Genomic DNA, 17,637 nt, shown 5'->3' with positions numbered 1-17,637 from the left:
GGTCTCGATGCGGCCGACGGCGGGGGAGGCGTCGGCCTGCACCTGCTTCCACGCCTGGTCGTCGAGGCCGAGCGCGTCGCGCAGGAAGGCCCAGGCCGCGCGGCGGGCCAGCGCGACCCGCTCCGGGCTCTCGTCGGTCGTGTCGGTGGCGTTGTAGCCGTGGATCCCGCCGAGCGAGTGCTCGCCGCCGGCCAGCGTGAGCAGGCCGCGCGCGCCGGGCGCGTGGTGGTAGACGTCGGTGAACCAGTCGGGGCCGCGGGTGCTGAGCATCGACTGGTCCGCGTCACCCGCGACGGCGAGGAACGGCGTGTTCAGCTGCGCGAAGTCCGGCGACATGAACGCGCCGAAGTTCTCCTTGGCGAACGGGGTCAGGTCGTCGCCGCCGAACCCGGTCGTCGCGAACAGCACACCGGCCTTCACCCGCGGGTCGGTCAGGTCGGGGCCGGGCTCGCCGTCCGCGTCGAGCACGCGGGCGCCGAGCAGCAGGCTTGCGGTCTGCCCGCCCCACGAGTGCCCGGCGACGGCGAGGCGGTCGCGGTCGACGCGGTCGGAGAGCCCCGGGACCGCCGCGAGCACGACGTCGAGGTCATCGATGACGCGCTGGACGTCCTCCACGCGGAACCGGGCGATCTCCGGGTGGCGCGGGTCGTCGGGCGTGAGGCCCAGGGTCACCGAGTCGAGGAACGTGGGCTGGACGACGACGAAGCCGTTGCCCGCCCAGAAGTCCACCAGCGGGTCGTACGACGACATCGACTGGCTGAAGCCGTGCGCGAACACGATGATCGGCAGCCCGGTGCCGGAGGCGGGTGCCGACACGCGCACCTGGAGGTCGTCACCGCGGTCCGGTGCGGGCAGCACGACCGGCTTGACGCTGAGGATCGACGAGGGGAACGCGGGCACGGCAGTGCTGGTCACAGGCATGAGAGGGTCCTTCTCCACGAGCGGTGGAACGTTGTAGACTCCGAACCGGAGCGTGGTTCCGAATATACGGAGCACTGTTCCGTTTGGCAAGCGCGGGCGTGGGAGAGGTGTGCCGGTGGCCGGGTCGGGAAAGCGCGCGGACGCGCGCCGCAACGAGAAAGCGCTGCTCGACGCGGCGGCGGCGGTGTTCGTGGCCGACGGCGTGGACGCGCCGGTGCGCAAGATCGCCGCCGAGGCGGGCGTCGGCATGGGGACGATCTACCGCCACTTCCCGACGCGCGCGGACCTCGTGGTCGCCGTCTACCGGCACCAGATCGAGGCGCTCGGCGAGGCGGGCCCCGCGCTGCTCGCGTCGGCGGGCTCGCCGTTCGCGGCGCTGCGGGACTGGGTGGAGGGGTTCGTGAACTTCCTCGTCACCAAGCACGGCCTGGCCGCCGCGATGCGCGACGACCCGGAGGGCTTCGCCGCCCTGCACGCACTGCTCGGTGGACTCGTGCCGGTGCTCGCCGACATCCTCACCGCGGCGCGCGCGGCGGGCGAGATCACCCGCGACATCGCGCCGTACCAGCTGCTCCGCGCGATCGGCGACGTCTGCGCGGGCGCCGGGCGGGCCGACCCGGACTACGACGCGCGCGTGACGATCGGGCTACTGCTCGACGGGTGCCGCAGCCAGCCGCAGGAAGGCTGACCACGCCTGAGCGCTGACCGGAACGTGAGCGGTCGGCGCCTTGCTGTCCCGGATGCCGACGCCGCGGCCGACCTCGACGCAGTTGTCGCCGTCGCCGCTGTAACTGCTCTTGCGCCATGCGGTCATCAGAAGCCCTCCAGGATGCTGTTGATCACCGCCCTCGATTGTTCCTCATCGAGGGCGGAGCGAGCGAGGTCCTTCAGGATGTTCTCGTAGACCTTGACCGTGTCCTTGTCGTCGAAGAACAGGCAGCACTGGACGCTCTCGACGTAGACGACCGGCGGGTACTTCGGAAACCTCATCAGCCGGAAATCGCCGGACACGCCTGCGTGCATGCCGATCGACCTCGGGACGATCCGGATGCTGATGTAGTTCCGCACCGACAGCCGCAACAGGTGGGCGAGCTGTTCCCGCCAGACCTCCTCACCGCCGACCGGAAGCAGCAGTGCCTGCTCGTGCACGTAGAAGACGAATGTGCGCGTGTACTCGAGGATCGCCGCGCGGGCTGCCCTCGCCGCTACCGCGGCGGCACGTTTCTCCGGCTTGATCGTCTGGGCTTTGGCGGTGACCGCCTCGATGTACTCGGGGATCTGGAGCAAGCCCGGCACCAAGATCATGGACCAGCAGACGATCTCGTCGGCGTCCTTCTCCTGGTTGATCAGCGTGCGGACCTGGTCGGGCACGCCGTCGTCCGGCACCTGGAGGTAGACGTTGCCCGACTCGCGGAACAGGTCGAGGAGCTCCTCGCGTTCCCGCAGCGGCGTGCGGCAGTAGGCCAGGAGCTCGCGGACCTCGGCCTCGTTCACCCCGCCCTTGCCGGCGAGCATGTCGCAGACCTTGGCCTCCTGCCAGCCGAGCACCTCGGCGAGCCTGCGCTGGGTGAGGCCGGTGCGTTCCACGGCGGTGCGGACGCCGTTGCCGAACTCCCGGCCCACCACGCTGGACGATCTCTTGGGCATGCGGGAACGCTAGGAGGCCGACCCCGCCGACTCCATCGTTCGCGGCCGAATGTGCCCGAAGGTGGGAGCCTTGGAACGGCTCTAAGCAGGCCTAAGGCGCCGAAAGCGTGCCGTAGGGTGGAGGCCGTGCTTTCCGAAGAAGACATCGAGCTGCGGGCCCGCCTGCTGTCCGCGGCCGACCGGCACGGTCACACCAACATCGTCGTGAACCCGGACGGCGAGGGCGCGGGGTACGTGTTCTCGGTGGGGGCGTGGCGGCGGTTCGGCGTCGCCGAGGCGGTCGTGATCGGGCTGCCCCAGGGCATGGGCGAGAACCTGGTCAACGCCTACGTGAAGCGGGCCAGCGGCGGTGAGCGGTTCCAGCCGGGCAAGCTCTACCACGACTTCTTCGAGGGCGTGCCGGTCACGTTCGAACGCGTCTACAAGGGGTTCTACCCGGAGTTCTTCGGCAGCGCCTACCTGCTCTACGACGGCTCGGACTTCGCGGCCGTGCAGATCATCGTGCCGACGCCGCAGGGGCAGTGGCCGTGGCAGCCCGACGCGCCGGAGGGGTTCCACGACCACCAGCTGATCCTCACCGAGAGCGGCATCCCGGAGAGCTGGACGCCGGGGGTCACCGGTCCGTGAACGTCCACATCGGACCGATCACCCCGGAGCACGCGGGCGAGGTCCTGACGATCCAGCGCGCCGCGTACCTCCAGGAAGCCCGCCGCTACGGCGCGTGGGACCTGCCGCCGCTCGTCGAGACGCTGAAGCAGGTCCGCGCCCACCTCGGTGACGGCACGCCCTCGCTCGGCGCGTTCGACGGCACCCGGCTCGTCGGGTCGGTGCGCAGCCGCGTCGACGGCGAGCGGATGGAGGTCGCGCGCCTGTGCGTCGCGCCGGACGTGCAGGGCGGCGGCGTCGGCCGCAAGCTGCTGCACATGATCAGCGCGAAGGCCCCGGCGGGCGTGCGCGTGGTCTGGCTGTTCACCGGGGCCGAGAGCGAGGACAACCTGCGGTTCTACGAGAGCGCCGGGTTCGTCCGCGTCTCCGAGCACCTCGACGCCGTCGGCATCCGGTGCGTCACCCTGGAGCAGGAGGTCGTCTGACGGAGACCGGATCGTTGTCCGCTGGACGTTGTCCGGTGACACCGCTCCGACACCGGACAACGATCTTCCGGTACACAGGGGGAGCGGTCGTCGGTCCGGGGGGATCCGGGGGCCGCGATGGGGGAGGAGCGCCCCGCCCCGCAGGAGGCGAGGGGGATGCGGAGCGGGGCGCTTTCCGAGCTTCGGGAGGCTACGGCTTGCGTCCCAACAGCCCTATCAGCCGCGTCTGGTCGTCCGCGTCCTCCGCCACTGGAACCGGTGAGTCGAACATCGACGACCCGCTCCAGTCGTCGACGTTGCGCTCCACGTACCGCAGGACCATCGACGCGAGGTCCGGGTCCAACCGCTCGTCGGCGCCGATCGAGCGCGCCAGGTCCCACGCGTGGACGGCGAGGTCCGCGGTCATCTGCCAGCAGTACTCCTCCGCGGACATCTCGCCGGAGGACACGCTCACCGTCTTCGTCAGCGCGGACGGCTCGAGCCACGCCTCACGCGCCGCCGCGGCCGCCACGACCCAGGACACGAGCGGGTCGTCGCCGAGGTTGTCGTGGTCGAACCGGTCACCCACCTGCCGGGTGGTGCAGCCGGCCAGCAGTTCCGGTGCCCAGAGCTGCTCGTACACGAGGTGGCCGACGAGGTCTCTGACCGACCACTCCCGGCAGGGGGTGCCGAGCGACCACTGGTCGGGCGCGATCTCCCGCACCCGCCGGTCGAACTCCGTCATCGCCACTCCGTGCGCCTGGATCAACTCCATCCCAGCAGTGCATCAAATCCCGCCCAGATGCGCACCCTGACATGAGAGTTGGGCCACTGGGGCGCAACCTCGATTTGCTAGCAGTACGAACGTTCGGCGTAATCTGCACCGATCCGCCGTGACATCGTTGACACGAGAGGACGATGAGCGTGAGCGCCCCTAGCGCCAGCATCTCCGGTCAGGACAAGGGTTTCTTCGGCCACCCCCGAGGCCTGTCCACGCTGTTCTTCACCGAACTCTGGGAACGTTTCTCGTTCTACGGGATGAAGGCCATCCTCGGCCTCTACCTGTGGACAGCCGTGTCCGAGGGCGGCCTCGGCGTCGACAAGGCGCTCGCCCTGTCGGTCGTCGCCATCTACGGCACAGCGGTCTACATGTCCGGCGTCGCGGGCGGCTGGCTCGCCGACCGCGTGTGGGGCGGCCAGCGCTCGACGTTCTACGGCGGCGTGCTGATCATGTGCGGCCACATCGCGCTGGCCATCCCGATCGGCATCACCGGCGTGTACCTGGGCCTGATCTTCATCGTCATCGGCACCGGCCTGCTCAAGCCGAACATCTCGACGGTCGTCGGCGGCCTGTACGACAAGGACGACACCCGCCGCGACGCCGGCTTCACGGTGTTCTACATGGCCATCAACATCGGCGGCTTCGTCTCCCCGCTGATCACCGGCGCCCTGGCCGACGGCATCGGCTTCCACGCGGGCTTCGCCGTCGCCGCGGTGGGCATGGCCGCCGGCCTCGTCCAGTACCGGATGGGCCGCAAGTACCTGCGCGGATCGGCCGCCGTGCCGCCCAACCCGTTGCCGCACAGCGAGAAGGGCCGCATCTACGGCCTGATCTTCGGAGTCGCCGTGGCGATCGCCGCGCTGGGCGTCGTGGCGTACCTGCTCGGTGACGTCGAGGGCGTCATCCTGATGATCAGCATCATGTCGATCGTGCTGCCCATCGGCTACTTCACCGTGATGCTGCGCAGCAAGAAGACGCTGCCGGAGGAGAAGCCGCGCGTCATCGCCTACATCCCGCTGTTCATCGCGGCGGCGATGTTCTGGCTGATCTTCGAGCAGAGCGCGTCGGTCATCGCGGAGTTCGCCGACTCGAACGTCGACAACCACGTGTTCGGCTGGGAGTTCCCCGTCGCCTGGTTCCAGTCGATCAACCCGATCATGATCATCGCCCTGGCCCCGGTCTTCGCCTGGCTGTGGCTGAAGCTCGGCAACCGGGCCCCGTCGACCCCGCGCAAGTTCGCCGGTGCCCTGGTCCTGGTGGGCCTGTCGTTCGTGCTCATGTACTTCGCGAGCAACTCGGCGGCCGACGGCAAGGTGACGCCGCTGTGGCTCGTGCTGATGTTCCTGATCATGACCTGCGGCGAGCTCATGCTGTCGCCGGTCGGCCTGTCGGCCACCACGAAGCTGGCGCCGCGCGCGTTCGCCTCGCAGACGATGAGCCTGTGGTTTCTCGCGGTGTCGGCCGGTACCGGTGTGGCGGCGCAGCTCGTGAAGTTCTACACGACCAGCCCTTCGGCCTACTTCTTCACGCTGGGTGGTGCGGCTGTGGTGCTCGGTGGGGCGCTGGCAGTGGCGGCTCCGGCCATTCGGAAGTTGATGGCCGGGGTGGAATAGGGCTGGGCTGGGCTGGGGTCTGGCCGGGCTGGGCTGGGCTGGGCTGGGGTCTGGCCGGGCTGGGGCCGGGCTGGGGTCGGGCAGGGCTGGACTCGGCTTGAGGTTGGCTGCGGCGCGGCTCGGGTGCGGCGCAGCGAGGGGGAACCTCTGAGCGAGGGAAACCTCGGTACGAGGGGTCCCTCGGCTCGTGGGGGTCCCTCGGCTCGTGGGGGAACATCGGCGTGAAGGGTCGCCACGCCGCGAGGGGGACCTCGGAACGAGGGGATCCTCCGTGTGAGGGCCCCCTCGGCGTGAGCAGACCCAGCGCAAGCCGGTGTCCAGCTCGATCAGGCCTTGGTGCGAGCCGGGCCCACACGAGCAGGGCTCCGCGCTACCTGTCCCGGCGCCACCGCCCCGGTACGCCTGCCCCCAAAGCACGCCCGCCCCCAGGATGCCCGCTCCCGGCGCCACCATCCCCCAGGACGCCCGCTCCCGGCGCCACCATCCCCCAGGATGCCCGCTCCCGGCGCCACCATCCCCCAGGACGCCCGCTCCCGGCGCCACCATCCCCCAGGACGCCCGCTCCCGGCGCCACCATCCCCCAGGACGCCCGCTCCCGGCGCCACCATCCCCCAGGATGCCCGTCCCCGGCGCCACCGCACCCGGCACGCCCGCCTCCAAGCACGCCCGCCCCCAAGCGCCACCGCCTCCAGCACGCCTGTCCCCGGCGCACCCCAGCCCAGCACACCCCACCCCCGGCGCCCCCACCCCGGACAAGGCGAGAGGGAGGCCCGTCGCGGCGGCGGTGCGGCGGGTCTCCCTCTCGCCTCTAAGAATGCACTACGCAGATGTGTCATTGGGGCACGAACATTGCTCCACGCGGGTGAAGTCGCGCACGTGCCGCAACAAATTTCGCTTCAGGTCAGCTCGGCTTCACAGCGAGTGACCGTTCGGTGTCGTTCGCGCGCACCGGAAGTCGCAAGGCGCCGCGGATCAGTTTCGACTTCCGGCGCGCCACCGGGCCGTCGGGCACGAGGTCCGGGAAGCGCTTGAACAGTTCGTGCAGTGCGATCGCCCCCTCGATGCGGCTCAGGCCCGCGCCGATGCAGTAGTGGATTCCGGCGCTGAACGCGAGGTGCTCACGGGCGTTGGACCTCGTCGGGTCGAACTTCGCCGGGTCCTTGAAGACGCGCGGGTCCCGGTTCGCCGCCGCCAGCATCAGCATGACCGGCATTCCCTTGGCGAGCGTGACGCCCGCCAGGTCCAGGCGTTCCCTCGGCCAGCGGATCGTGTACTGCACGGGCGGGTCGAGTCGCAGCACCTCCTCGACGAAACCCTCGGCGTACTCGGGGCTTTGCGCCAGGGGTGCGACGGTGTGCCTGTTCTCGAACGCCTTCAGGACGCCGTTGCTGATGAGGTTGACCGTCGTCTCGAATCCGGCGAAGAGCAGCAAACCGGTCGTGGCGACCAGGTCTTCGCGGCTGAGGTCGGCGTGGTGCGTGACGAGGTGGCTGACGATGTCGTCCTGCGGGTTGCGGCGCCGTTCGTCCATCAGCGTGTCGATGAAGTCGTTGTACTCGACGATCGTGGCGTGCAGGTTGGTCAGCTGCTTCTGCGACCACACGCCGTCGAGCGTCTCGGCCAGGGCGCTGCCCCAGCGCGCGAACGTGTCCTGGTGGCCGTCCGGCACGCCCAGCAGGTCCGCGATGACCTGGATGGGCACCTGCGAGGCGAAGTCCGTGACGACGTCGAACCTCGGGCCGAGGCGGTCGAGGTGGTCGGTGACGATCTTCTGGATCGACCGCGTGCGGTCCTTGAGCGCCCGTGGCGTGAAGAACGGCTGTACGAGCTTGCGCAGGCGCGTGTGGTCCGGCGGGTTCTTCATCAGGAACGAGTCCTGCACCGGGTTGACGACCTTCTCGCCGTCCCGGACCAGCGTGATCGGCACCATCGACGCCTCGTCGAACGTGGCGGTGACGAACCTGGCGTCCCGCAGCACCGAGTCGCAGATCGCGCGGGACGGCGTGACGTAGGCGCCCATGCGGCTGCGGACCATGTCGCCCTTGGCGCGCACCTTCTCGTACATCGCGTACGGGTCGCGGCCGGGCGGGGAGGCCATGACACCCGCGTACGGGTCGCCGAGCAGCGCGTAGCCGCGGACGAGCGTGCGCAGCGCGAAGAACTGGACCGCGGTCTTCATGGCCTCACCTTGCGGGGTGCGCCGCCGCGGTTCAAGAGCTCCTGCGGTGCCGGCGCACGGTTTCCTCGACCAGGTCGAGCACCGGTTCCATGTCGTCGGCCGGCAGGCCCATCGCGAGGTGCGACACCAGGCCTTCGAGCACCAGTTCGAGGAAGCTCGTCAGGACCGTCACGTCGACGTCGTCACGGAGGTTGCCGGCCTCGCGCTGCCGGATGAGCCGCTGCCGCGTGGCCGCCGTCAGCTGTTCGCTGCGCTCGGCCCAGCGCGCCCGGAAGTCGGGGTCTGTGCGCAGCCGGCGGGAGACCTCGAGGCGGGTGCCCAGCCAGTCCGCCGCGTGCTCCTCGGTGCGCTTCCCCGGCTCGTCGAGCAGGTCGCGCATGACCTGGACGAGACCCTGCTCCGCCACCACGTCCGCCATCCGCAGCGCGTCGTCCTCGGCCAGCGCGAGGAAGAGCGACTCCTTGTCGCGGAAGTGGTGGAAGATCGCACCGCGGGACAGTCCCGTCGCCTCTTCGAGACGGCGTACTGTGGCGCCTTCGTAGCCGTGTCGCGCGAAACAGGCACGCGCGCCGTCGAGGATCTGACGGCGGCGGGCGTCGAGGTGGTCCTGGCTCACCCTGGGCACCGGTAGATGGTGGCAGGGCAGGGGCGGGAAATCCAATCCGTACGTACGGATTGGACACCGCCGTTGGTGTGATCTTCCCGGGTCGCCCCGGCCCGGCGTGCCCGTTCGAGTGGATCATCGCGCCTGCCTGCGTGAAGCGGCCCGAATCCGGCAATACCCTCTCCGCCATGGAGTCGCAGGAGATCATCACACCGTCGGCGCGCGCGGAGCGCCTGGGGTGGCGGCTGCCTGCGTCCGCCGGCGCGCACCTGATCGACCTGCTCGTGACCCGGACCGTTGTCGACCTCATCGCCGTCCTCGCCGAGAACCGGGACACCGCCCGGTTCCGATAAGTCCGAAAACTGCGCGAACGTTCACGGAACGGCCGGGAACCGGTGCCTGTGCGCACGTGTGCGCTCCAGCGCAACACCACTTTCGTAAGGATTTGAAGGCTGCGGGCGAAGGAACCCGCGTGTAGCGTCGACTGGGCCAGACGATCACGGGAGTGTGGCCAGGTGACTGCGTTGCGTGACCAACCGGCGCCGGTGAGATTCGCCGACCGCGCCGAGGCCGAGGCGTACGTCGCCTCGGTCTGCTTCAAGCACGGACCTCCGCGGCTCTTCGGCGTGGAGGTCGAGTGGACCGTCCACCACGCCGAAGACCCGGCAGCGGTCCTCGACCGACATCGGCTCGCCGCCGCGCTCGGCGACCACGCTCCACCGACCCTCGTTCCAGACAGCCCCCAGAGGCCGCTCCCGAGCGGCACCCCGCTGACCGTCGAACCGGGCGGGCAGGTCGAGATCTCCACTCCTCCCTGCACGAACCTCCCGGACCTCTTCCGCACGGTCGCCCAGGACGTCTCCCACCTCACCGCCCTGCTCGCGGACCACGGTCTCGTGCTCGGCGACAAGGGCGCCGACCAGCACCGCAACCCCACGCGCATGCTGCGGGTGCCGCGCTACGCCGCGATGGAGCACGCTTTCGGCGAGTTCGGCGCCGACGGCATCTCGATGATGTGCAACACCGCCGGGCTGCAGGTCTGCCTCGACTTCGGCGAGCGGAAGCACCTCCAGGACCGCTGGGCCGCCGTGCACCGGCTCGGGCCCGTGCTCACCGCGTTGTTCGCGAACTCGCCGAGCACCGGTGGCATGCACTCCGGCTGGGCGTCGGCGCGCATGCGCTCCCTCTACGGCACCGATCCCGTGCGCACCAGGCCGAGTGCCGTGTGCGCCGATCCCGCGGCCGCCTACGCGCGCCGGGTCGTGGACACACCGGTCATCGTCGTCCGCGGACCGGGGCCGAACTGGATCCCGCCGCGCCGGCTCACGTTCGCCGAGTGGATCGACGGGGCGCTCGACCGCAGCCCCACGAGCGACGACCTCGACTACCACCTGACGCTCATGTTCCCGCCGGTGCGCCCGCGCGGGTACATGGAGATCCGCTACCTGGACACCCCCGCCGCCGGCGGGTGGATCGCGCCGAGTGCGCTGCTCGTCGCGCTGTTCAGCGACCCGTCCGTCGTGGACGGCGTGCTGGCGGCGACGGAACGGGCCGCCGGGCGGTGGCTCGTCGCCGCCCGGTACGGGATGGCGGACGAACGCATCGCCAGAGCGGCGAAGGACGTCGTCGCTCTCGGCATCGAGGCGTTGCACCGCACCGGTCTCTCCGAGGACCAGATCAGCACCATCAGCCGGGAGCTTGAGGGGAAGCTGTGACCGAAGAACTCCGCGAGCAGGTGGCGGGGGAGCTGTTGCGCTCGCGCGCGCGTTCCACCGCCCTGACCGACGCCGTCGACGAGCACGACCTCGTCCGGCAGCATTCGAAGCTGATGTCGCCCCTGGTCTGGGACCTGGCGCACATCGGCAACCAGGAAGAGCTGTGGCTCGTCCGCGACGTCGGCGGTCGCGAACCGGTCCGCAGCGACATCGACGAGTACTACGACGCGTTCAAGTTCAGCCGGTCCGTCCGGCCGGAGCTGCCGCTGCTCAACCCCCGCGAGGCCCGCCAGTACGTGAGCGACGTGCGCGGCAAGGTCTTCGACGTGCTGGAGAAGGTGCCGCTGGAGGGCCGCCGGCTCGTCGAGAACGGCTTCGCGTTCGGCATGATCGTGCAGCACGAGCAGCAGCACGACGAGACGATGCTCGCCACGCACCAGCTGCGCCAGGGCGACCCGGTGCTGCACGCGCCGGCGCCGCCGCCGGGGAACCTCGTGCCCACCACGGAGGTCTTCGTCCCCGGCGGGCCGTTCGAGATGGGCACCTCGGACGAACCGTGGGCGCTCGACAACGAACGACCCGCGCACGCCGTGCACGTCGACTCGTTCTTCATCGACACCACCCCGGTGACGAACGGCGAGTATGCGCAGTTCATCCTCGCCGGCGGGTACGACGACCGTCGCCTGTGGACGGACGAAGGCTGGGAACACCGCACCACCGCGAAGCTCGTCGCGCCCAGGTTCTGGCAGCGCGAGGAGAACTCGTTCGTGCGCACGGCCTTCGGCGTCACCGAACCGGTCGTGGCCGACGAACCCGTGGTGCACGTGTGCTTCCACGAGGCCCAGGCCTACGCGACGTGGGCGGGCAAGCGCCTGCCCACCGAGGCCGAGTGGGAGAAGGCCGCCCGGTTCGACACGGCGACCGGCCGGACCCGCCGCTACCCGTGGGGCGACGCGGAACCGGTGGAGCGGCACGCGAACCTGGGGCAGCGCCACCTGCGCCCGGCCCCGGTCGGCGCGTACCCGGACGGGGCGACGCCGAGCGGCGTGCACCAGCTGATCGGCGACGTGTGGGAGTGGACCTCCAGCGACTTCGGTCCCTACCCGGGCTTCGAGGTGTTCCCGTACAGGGAGTACTCCGAGGTCTTCTTCGGGCCGGACTACAAGGTGCTGCGCGGCGGCTCGTTCGGCACCGACTCCTCGGCGGTCCGCGCGACGTTCCGCAACTGGGACTACCCGATCAGAAGGCAGATCTTCGCCGGCTTCCGCTGCGCCAGGGACGCCTGAGCGGTGTGCCGCCACCTGGCGTACGCCGGCCCCGCCGTGCCCTTGGACGACCTGCTCTTCGACGCGCCGCACTCGTTGGAGCGGCAGGCTTACGCACCCGGGCAGATGCACGGCGGGGGCACGGTCAACGTCGACGGGTACGGCGTGGGCTGGTTCCCCGGCCCGGTGAGGTACCGCCGCGCGGGACCGATCTGGTCGGACGCCAACCTGCGCCAGCTGGCGCGGACCACGGAGTCCACGGCCTTCCTGGCCGCGGTGCGGTCGGCGACGACCGGCATGCCGGTCGTCGACCCGGCGTGCGCGCCGTTCACCGACGGCACGTGGTTGTTCAGCCACAACGGCCTGGTCTCCGGCTGGCCGGAGTCGGTGGCGGGCCTCGCGGGCACCGTGCCGGTGACCGACCTGCTCACCATGGACGCGCCGACCGACTCCGCGCTGCTGTGGACGTTCGTGCGGCGCAGGCTCGAAGCCGGCGGCGCCCCGGCCGACGTCCTCGCGGGCCTGGTCCGCGAGGTCGCGGACGCCGCCCCGGCGTCGCGGCTCAACTTCCTGCTGACCGACGGTGCGGTCATCGCCGGCACGACCTGGACGCACTCGCTGTGGGTCCTGCACGACGGGGAGAGCGTCACGCTCGCCTCCGAACCGCTCGACGGCGACGACGCGTGGCGGGAGATCCCCGACCGGCACGTCGTGCTCGCTGATCCATCCACTGTGGAGGTTCGACCGATATGACCGAGCCGGTGCTGGACGTTCACCTGACACCCGAGGACGCCGCGCACGCGTTGCGCGCCGACGTGCGGGCCGGGCTGACCGCGAGCCCGAAGTGGGTCTCGCCCAAGTGGTTCTACGACGCGGTGGGCAGCGCGTTGTTCGAGGACATCACCCGCCTGCCGGAGTACTACCCGACGCGCGCCGAACGCGAGGTGCTCGCCGACCGGGCGGCGGAGATCGCCGCGACGACCGGCGCGCATTCGCTGGTGGAGCTGGGTTCCGGCTCGTCGGAGAAGACGCGGCTGCTGCTGAGCGCGTTGCGCGAGCACGGCACGTTGCAGGAGTTCGTGCCGCAGGACGTCTCGGTGTCGGCGCTGACCGAGGCCGCGCACGCGATCATGGCGGACTACCCGGGACTGCGGGTGCACGGCGTGGTCGGCGACTTCACCCAGCACCTGTCGCTGCTGCCGGGGGAGTCGCCGCGGGTGGTGGCGTTCCTGGGCGGCACGATCGGCAACCTCATCCCGCAGGAGCGGGAGAAGTTCTTCCGCACGGTCCGCGACGTGCTGGAGCCGGGGGAGTGGCTGCTGCTGGGCACCGACCTGGTGAAGGACGAGGCCACGCTGGTGCGCGCGTACGACGACGCGCAGGGCGTGACGGCGCAGTTCAACCGCAACGTGCTGAACGTGCTCAACCGCGAGGTCGGCGGTGACTTCGACGTCGAGGCGTTCGAGCACGTGGCGCTGTGGAACGCCGAGCAGGAGTGGATCGAGATGCGCCTGCGCGCGAAGCGGGCCGTGCGGGTGCGGATCGCCGGGCTCGGGCTGACCGTCGACTTCCGCGAGGGCGAGGAGCTGCGCACCGAGGTGTCGGCCAAGTTCCGGGAGGAGGGCGTGCGCCGCGAGCTCGAGGAGGGCGGTTTCGCGTTGCACCGCTGGTGGACCGACACCGAGGGCCGGTTCGCCGTCTCGTTGGCCCGAGCGGTGTAACCGGGCGAACACCCTCCGATAGGCGGGTACTGGCAGCCCGCCGTCAGTGGTGGGCTGCTGCGATGACTCCTGCAACCTCGCGTGCCGTGCGCGTGGCGCTCGTCAGTGCGCTCGCGCTCGGCACGATCGCCTCCGGGCTGGGCACCGCCTCCGCCCAGCCCGAAGCCTCCGCTGCCGTCAGACCCGCCGCCTGGGGCGCGTGCGCGGAGGACGTGCTCGCCGAGATCCCCGCCGCCGAGCGCACCCGCGTGAGCTGCGCCGTGCAGGCCGTGCCCGTCGACCACTCGCGCCCGCGCGGGGACAAGACCGGCATCGTCATGATGAAGCGCCCGGCCACCGACCCGGCCAAGAAGATCGGCTCGCTGTTCATCAACCCCGGCGGTCCCGGCGGCGCCGGACTGATCTACGGCGCCTACGGTTCCAGCTTCTTCACCCCGGAGGTCCTGGAGAAGTTCGACCTCATCGGCTTCGACCCGCGCGGCGTCGGCCGCAGCGCACCGCTGCGCTGCTTCCGCACCGAGGAGGAGGCCGCGGCGGTCAACGACGGCTGGTTCGCGCTGCCGATCACCAAGGAGGAAATCGCGAGCTCCCTGCGGCAGTCCAAGGCCTACACGGACTACTGCGGCATCAACGCGGGCCCGCTGCTGAACCACATGTCGACCGAGGCCGTCGCGCGCGACCTCGACGTCATGCGCGAGGCCGTCGGTGACCGCCAGCTCACCTACGTCGGCTTCTCCTACGGCACGCTGCTCGGCGCGACCTACGCGAACATCTTCCCGGCGAAGTCGCGTGCCCTGGTGCTGGACGGCAACGTCGACCCGCAGCTGCGCCTGACCAACGGCGCGCAGTACGACCGCGAGCGCGCCCGCGGCTTCGAGATCGCGCTCGACGCGATGCTCAAGCGCTGCGACAGCGCCGGTGCGGAGAAGTGCGCGTTCGCCGGTGGCGCGCGCAAGAAGTTCGACACCATCCGGGAAAACCTGCGCAAGGCACCGACGACGTTGCCCGACGGCAGCCAGGTGACGCTGACCGACGTCGTCGGCCGCACGTCGAGCAACCTCTACAGCCCGTCGACGTTCAAGGCCCTGACGGCGTGGCTGCAGCAGATCCACGTCGCGCAGAACCCGTCGGCCGCGTCGCTCGGCGTTCAGTCCGTTGTGGACGTTCCGGTGATCGGCAACCTCGGCGGCCGCGCGGATGTGCGCGCGCTGCCCGAGACGCCTTACACGGCTGATGACTCCTACTACGCCGTGAACTGCACCGACAAGCCGTTCGCGCGCACGAACAAGAACTGGGCGGCGACTGCGGCGAAGTGGGAGAAGGAGTCGCCGACGTTCGGCCGCTACCAGGCCGCCTCGGACCTGCTGACCTGCCCGACGTGGCCGGCGCGCAACCCGGACCGCTGGATCGGCCCGTGGAACCGCAAGACCAAGAACCCGGTCGTCGTGGTGGGCAACTACTACGACCCGGCGACGCAGTACCTGTTCGCGCAGCGCATGGCGAAGCAGCTCGGCAACGCGCGGCTGATCAGCGTGGACGCGTTCGGGCACTGCATCCTCGGTGACTCGGCGGGTGCGGACGCGGCGGTGACGAGGTACCTCGTCGACCTCACCGCTCCCGTGAACGGCTCGGTCTACCAGCCGAACGCGCAACCGTTCTAGTCCGGTGATCCCGGGGGTGGCGTGCTGCCACCCCCGGGAAACCTCCGAAAGACGGGTACAAACGATGCACCGGCGGTGATGAGGTGCACGCGTGACGTCATCACCTGCAACTGTGCGTGTCGTGCTCGCGGGGGTTCTCGCGCTCGGCACCGTCGTCTCCGGCCAGGGCACCGCGTCCGCCCAGGCCCCCGCCGCCGGACCCGCTGCCTGGGGGCAGTGCGCGGAGGACGTTCTCGCCTCGCTTCCCGCCACCGTGACGCCCGAGGAACGCGCCCGGCTCGGCTGCGCGGTCCAGGAGGTGCCCGTCGACCACTCCCGCCCGCGCGGCGAGAAGACCGGCATCGCCATGATGAGGCGGCCGGCGAACGACCCGTCCCGCAAGATCGGCACGATCTTCCTCAACCCCGGCGGCCCCGGCGGTTCCGGCCTGATCCGCGGCGCCATCGCGAAGAACTACTTCCCCGCCTCGGTCCTCGACCGGTTCGACGTCGTCGGCTTCGACCCGCGCGGTGTGGCGCGCAGCGCGCCGTTGCGCTGCTTCCGCACGCAGGAGGAGGCCGACGCGGTCAACGAGGGCTGGTCCGCGCTGCCGATCACGCGGGAGGAGATCGGCACCACCATCCGGACCGCCAAGGCCTACACCGACTACTGCCGGATCAACGCCGGACCGCTGCTGAACACCATGTCGACCGAGGCCGTCGCCCGCGACCTCGACGTGATGCGCGAAGCCGTGGGGGACGAGCAGCTCAACTTCGTCGGCTTCTCCTACGGCACGCTGATCGGCTCCACCTACGCGAACATCTTCCCGGCCAAGTCGCGCGCGATCGTGATCGACGGCAACGTCGACCCGCAGCTGCGCCTGACCAACGGCGCCGAGTACGACCGGCAACGCGCGCAGGGCTTCGAGATCGCCCTCGACGCGATGCTCAAGCGCTGTGACAGCGCGGGCGTCGAGAAGTGCGCGTTCGCCGGTGGCGCTCGCCAGAAGTTCGAGGACATGAAGAAGGCGTTGGCAAGCGGACCCGTCACGCTGCCCGGCGGCGCCCCGGTGACGCTGGCCGACGTGGTCAGCCGGGTGGCCGGGGACCTGTACTCCGTGCCGCGCTTCGCCGCGCTGGTGGCGTGGCTGCAGTCGATCCACAACGCGCTGAACCCGGCGCCGATGACGTCCGCCGTGCAGACCGTCGACCTCCCGGCACTGCTCGGCAACGGCGGTGGCCGCGTCGACGTCGACCCGTTGCCGGACACCCCGTACACGGCCGACGACTCGTACTACGCGGTCAACTGCACCGACAAGCCGTTCGCCCGCACGAACAAGAACTGGGCGACGACCGCGGCGAAGTGGGAGGAGCAGTCGCCCACGTTCGGCCGCTACCAGGCCGCGTCCGACCTGCTGGCGTGCTCGACCTGGCCGACGCGCAACCCCGACCGGTGGATCGGCCCGTGGAACCGCAGGACGCCGAACCCCGTCCTGGTCGTGGGCAACTACTACGACCCGGCGACGCGGTACGTGTTCGCGCAGCGCATGGCCAAGCAGCTCGGCAACGCGCGGCTGGTCAGCGTCGACTCGTTCGGCCACTGCATCCTGGGCCGCTCGGCCGCGGCCGACGCCGTCGTGGCGAAGTACCTGGTCGACCTCGTGGCACCCGCCGACGGCCAGGTGTTCCAGCCGAACGTGCAGCCGTTCGCGTGACTAGAGGAGCGCGCTCCGCACGATGAGCACCACTGCGCTGGCGCCCGCGACGACCAGCATGGGCGTCCTGATGCCCTTGGCGTCGAAGCGCCGGCGCAGTGGCGTGGAGAGCAGGAACCCGGCCACCAGGAACGGGATCAGCAGCACCCCGCTCCACAGCTTCGCCGCGGTGACGGTGCCCGCGATCGTGAGCCCGATGATCGACGTGACGGACCCGAGCGTGAAGAACGCCGCCAGGGTCGCGCGGACCTGCGGGCCCTCCTCGTTCTGGTAGACCAGCGCGATCATCGGCCCGCCGATCGACGTGGCCGTGCCGAACGAGCCGCTCGCGACGCCGGCCGTCACCAGCGACCCCGGTGTGGGCCGCGGCTGCCACGACACCAGCGACAGCAGCACGCAGGCGAGGACCGCGACGCCGACGACGACGCTGAAGCTCTTCTGGTCGAGCGAGTCGACGATCCAGATCCCGACGGCGGTGCCCGGCAGGCGGCCGAGCATCGCCCAGCCGACCCCGCGCCAGTCGACGTGCCCGAACTCCCTCGCGAGCGACATCACCGCGTGCGCGCTCGCGACCACCAGCACGGGCACCGGGACGAGCGCCGGGTCGAGCAGCGCGAGCAGCGGCACGGCGACCAGGGCCAGGCCGAAGCCGATCAGGCCCTGCAGCAGGCCCCCGCACGCGACGACGATCCCCGCGACCGCCAGCAACCCCCAGGACATGCTTAGCAAGGCTACAGATCTGTGGCACTAGTGCGGTGGCCACGAAC

Annotated in this window: 18 protein-coding genes; 11 read left to right on the top strand and 7 right to left on the bottom strand. The window is 70.6% G+C overall.

Features of this window, described 5'->3' with window-relative positions; translation table 11 throughout:
• On the bottom strand, window positions 1-921 hold a 921-nt coding region (locus tag ACFWGZ_RS09840), incomplete at its 3' end, for an alpha/beta hydrolase family protein (protein ID WP_382451090.1).
• A 115-nt stretch (window positions 922-1,036) separates the two neighbouring features.
• Here ACFWGZ_RS09840 and ACFWGZ_RS09835 point away from each other — a divergent pair.
• Window positions 1,037-1,609, top strand: coding sequence for a TetR/AcrR family transcriptional regulator (locus ACFWGZ_RS09835; RefSeq protein ID WP_382451089.1), 573 nt, complete (start codon window positions 1,037-1,039; stop codon window positions 1,607-1,609).
• Here ACFWGZ_RS09835 and ACFWGZ_RS09830 read toward each other — a convergent pair.
• Window positions 1,568-1,735: a DUF397 domain-containing protein gene (locus ACFWGZ_RS09830; protein WP_382451088.1), complete on the bottom strand. Its 168-nt coding sequence runs from the start codon at window positions 1,733-1,735 to the stop codon at window positions 1,568-1,570. The two genes, ACFWGZ_RS09835 and ACFWGZ_RS09830, sit on opposite strands and share 42 nt — an antisense overlap.
• Entirely contained in the window at window positions 1,735-2,568 is an 834-nt protein-coding gene (locus ACFWGZ_RS09825) for a helix-turn-helix domain-containing protein (RefSeq protein WP_382451087.1), read from the bottom strand. The genes ACFWGZ_RS09830 and ACFWGZ_RS09825 overlap by 1 nt, the downstream gene beginning before the upstream one ends.
• A gap of 126 nt (window positions 2,569-2,694) precedes the next feature.
• On the opposite strand from ACFWGZ_RS09825, the gene ACFWGZ_RS09820 reads away from it, so the two are divergent.
• Together ACFWGZ_RS09820 and ACFWGZ_RS09815 are read left to right on the top strand one after the other, a co-directional pair.
• Window positions 2,695-3,195 carry a DUF4262 domain-containing protein gene (locus ACFWGZ_RS09820; RefSeq protein ID WP_382451086.1) on the top strand — a complete coding sequence of 167 codons (501 nt, stop codon included), beginning with the start codon at window positions 2,695-2,697 and terminating at the stop codon, window positions 3,193-3,195.
• A complete protein-coding gene (locus tag ACFWGZ_RS09815) occupies window positions 3,192-3,659 on the top strand; it encodes a GNAT family N-acetyltransferase (protein WP_382451085.1) in 468 nt (155 codons plus the stop codon). The genes ACFWGZ_RS09820 and ACFWGZ_RS09815 overlap by 4 nt, the downstream gene beginning before the upstream one ends.
• A 190-nt stretch (window positions 3,660-3,849) precedes the next feature.
• On the opposite strand, the gene ACFWGZ_RS09810 is transcribed toward ACFWGZ_RS09815, so the two are convergent.
• Complete coding sequence (locus tag ACFWGZ_RS09810) at window positions 3,850-4,413, bottom strand: TIGR03086 family metal-binding protein (protein WP_382451084.1); 564 nt, start codon at window positions 4,411-4,413, stop codon at window positions 3,850-3,852.
• 143 nt (window positions 4,414-4,556) lie between these two features.
• Between ACFWGZ_RS09810 and ACFWGZ_RS09805 the strand changes: the two genes are divergently transcribed.
• The gene (locus tag ACFWGZ_RS09805; RefSeq protein WP_382451083.1) at window positions 4,557-6,032 is read left to right on the top strand and encodes a peptide MFS transporter; all 1,476 of its coding nucleotides are present in this window, start codon (window positions 4,557-4,559) and stop codon (window positions 6,030-6,032) included.
• A gap of 901 nt (window positions 6,033-6,933) precedes the next feature.
• Here the strand turns inward: ACFWGZ_RS09805 and ACFWGZ_RS09800 are convergent.
• Together ACFWGZ_RS09800 and ACFWGZ_RS09795 are read right to left on the bottom strand one after the other, a co-directional pair.
• Window positions 6,934-8,211, bottom strand: a complete 1,278-nt coding sequence (locus tag ACFWGZ_RS09800) for a cytochrome P450 (RefSeq protein WP_382451082.1) — start codon at window positions 8,209-8,211, stop codon at window positions 6,934-6,936.
• A gap of 31 nt (window positions 8,212-8,242) precedes the next feature.
• Window positions 8,243-8,836 (bottom strand): TetR/AcrR family transcriptional regulator, encoded by a 594-nt coding sequence (locus ACFWGZ_RS09795; protein ID WP_382451081.1) that lies wholly within the window; start codon window positions 8,834-8,836, stop codon window positions 8,243-8,245.
• A 167-nt stretch (window positions 8,837-9,003) separates the two neighbouring features.
• Between ACFWGZ_RS09795 and ACFWGZ_RS09790 the strand changes: the two genes are divergently transcribed.
• From ACFWGZ_RS09790 to ACFWGZ_RS09760, 7 genes are all read left to right on the top strand, one after another.
• Window positions 9,004-9,168: a hypothetical protein gene (locus ACFWGZ_RS09790; protein ID WP_382451080.1), complete on the top strand. Its 165-nt coding sequence runs from the start codon at window positions 9,004-9,006 to the stop codon at window positions 9,166-9,168.
• Window positions 9,169-9,330: 162 nt separating this feature from the next.
• Complete coding sequence (locus ACFWGZ_RS09785; protein ID WP_382451079.1) at window positions 9,331-10,530, top strand: glutamate-cysteine ligase family protein; 1,200 nt, start codon at window positions 9,331-9,333, stop codon at window positions 10,528-10,530.
• Entirely contained in the window at window positions 10,527-11,816 is a 1,290-nt protein-coding gene (gene egtB / locus ACFWGZ_RS09780; protein WP_382451078.1) for an ergothioneine biosynthesis protein EgtB, read from the top strand. The genes ACFWGZ_RS09785 and egtB overlap by 4 nt, the downstream gene beginning before the upstream one ends.
• Before the next feature lie 3 nt (window positions 11,817-11,819).
• Window positions 11,820-12,548, top strand: a complete 729-nt coding sequence (gene egtC / locus ACFWGZ_RS09775) for an ergothioneine biosynthesis protein EgtC (RefSeq protein ID WP_382451077.1) — start codon at window positions 11,820-11,822, stop codon at window positions 12,546-12,548.
• Window positions 12,545-13,516, top strand: a complete 972-nt coding sequence (egtD, locus tag ACFWGZ_RS09770) for an L-histidine N(alpha)-methyltransferase (protein ID WP_382451076.1) — start codon at window positions 12,545-12,547, stop codon at window positions 13,514-13,516. Before egtC ends, egtD begins: the two co-directional genes overlap by 4 nt.
• A 62-nt stretch (window positions 13,517-13,578) precedes the next feature.
• The gene (locus ACFWGZ_RS09765; RefSeq protein ID WP_382451075.1) at window positions 13,579-15,177 is read left to right on the top strand and encodes an alpha/beta hydrolase; all 1,599 of its coding nucleotides are present in this window, start codon (window positions 13,579-13,581) and stop codon (window positions 15,175-15,177) included.
• A 121-nt stretch (window positions 15,178-15,298) separates the two neighbouring features.
• Window positions 15,299-16,870 carry an alpha/beta hydrolase gene (locus ACFWGZ_RS09760; protein ID WP_382451074.1) on the top strand — a complete coding sequence of 524 codons (1,572 nt, stop codon included), beginning with the start codon at window positions 15,299-15,301 and terminating at the stop codon, window positions 16,868-16,870.
• On the opposite strand, the gene ACFWGZ_RS09755 is transcribed toward ACFWGZ_RS09760, so the two are convergent.
• The gene (locus ACFWGZ_RS09755) at window positions 16,871-17,590 is read right to left on the bottom strand and encodes a TSUP family transporter (protein ID WP_382451073.1); all 720 of its coding nucleotides are present in this window, start codon (window positions 17,588-17,590) and stop codon (window positions 16,871-16,873) included.
• Window positions 17,591-17,637 lie beyond the last annotated feature (47 nt).

Source organism: Lentzea sp. NPDC060358, from assembly GCF_042725365.1.
Classification (GTDB): Bacteria; Actinomycetota; Actinomycetes; order Mycobacteriales; family Pseudonocardiaceae; genus Lentzea.
The sequence above is the reverse complement of the archived record's forward strand: the minus strand, read 5'-3'. Positions and strand labels throughout refer to the sequence as shown.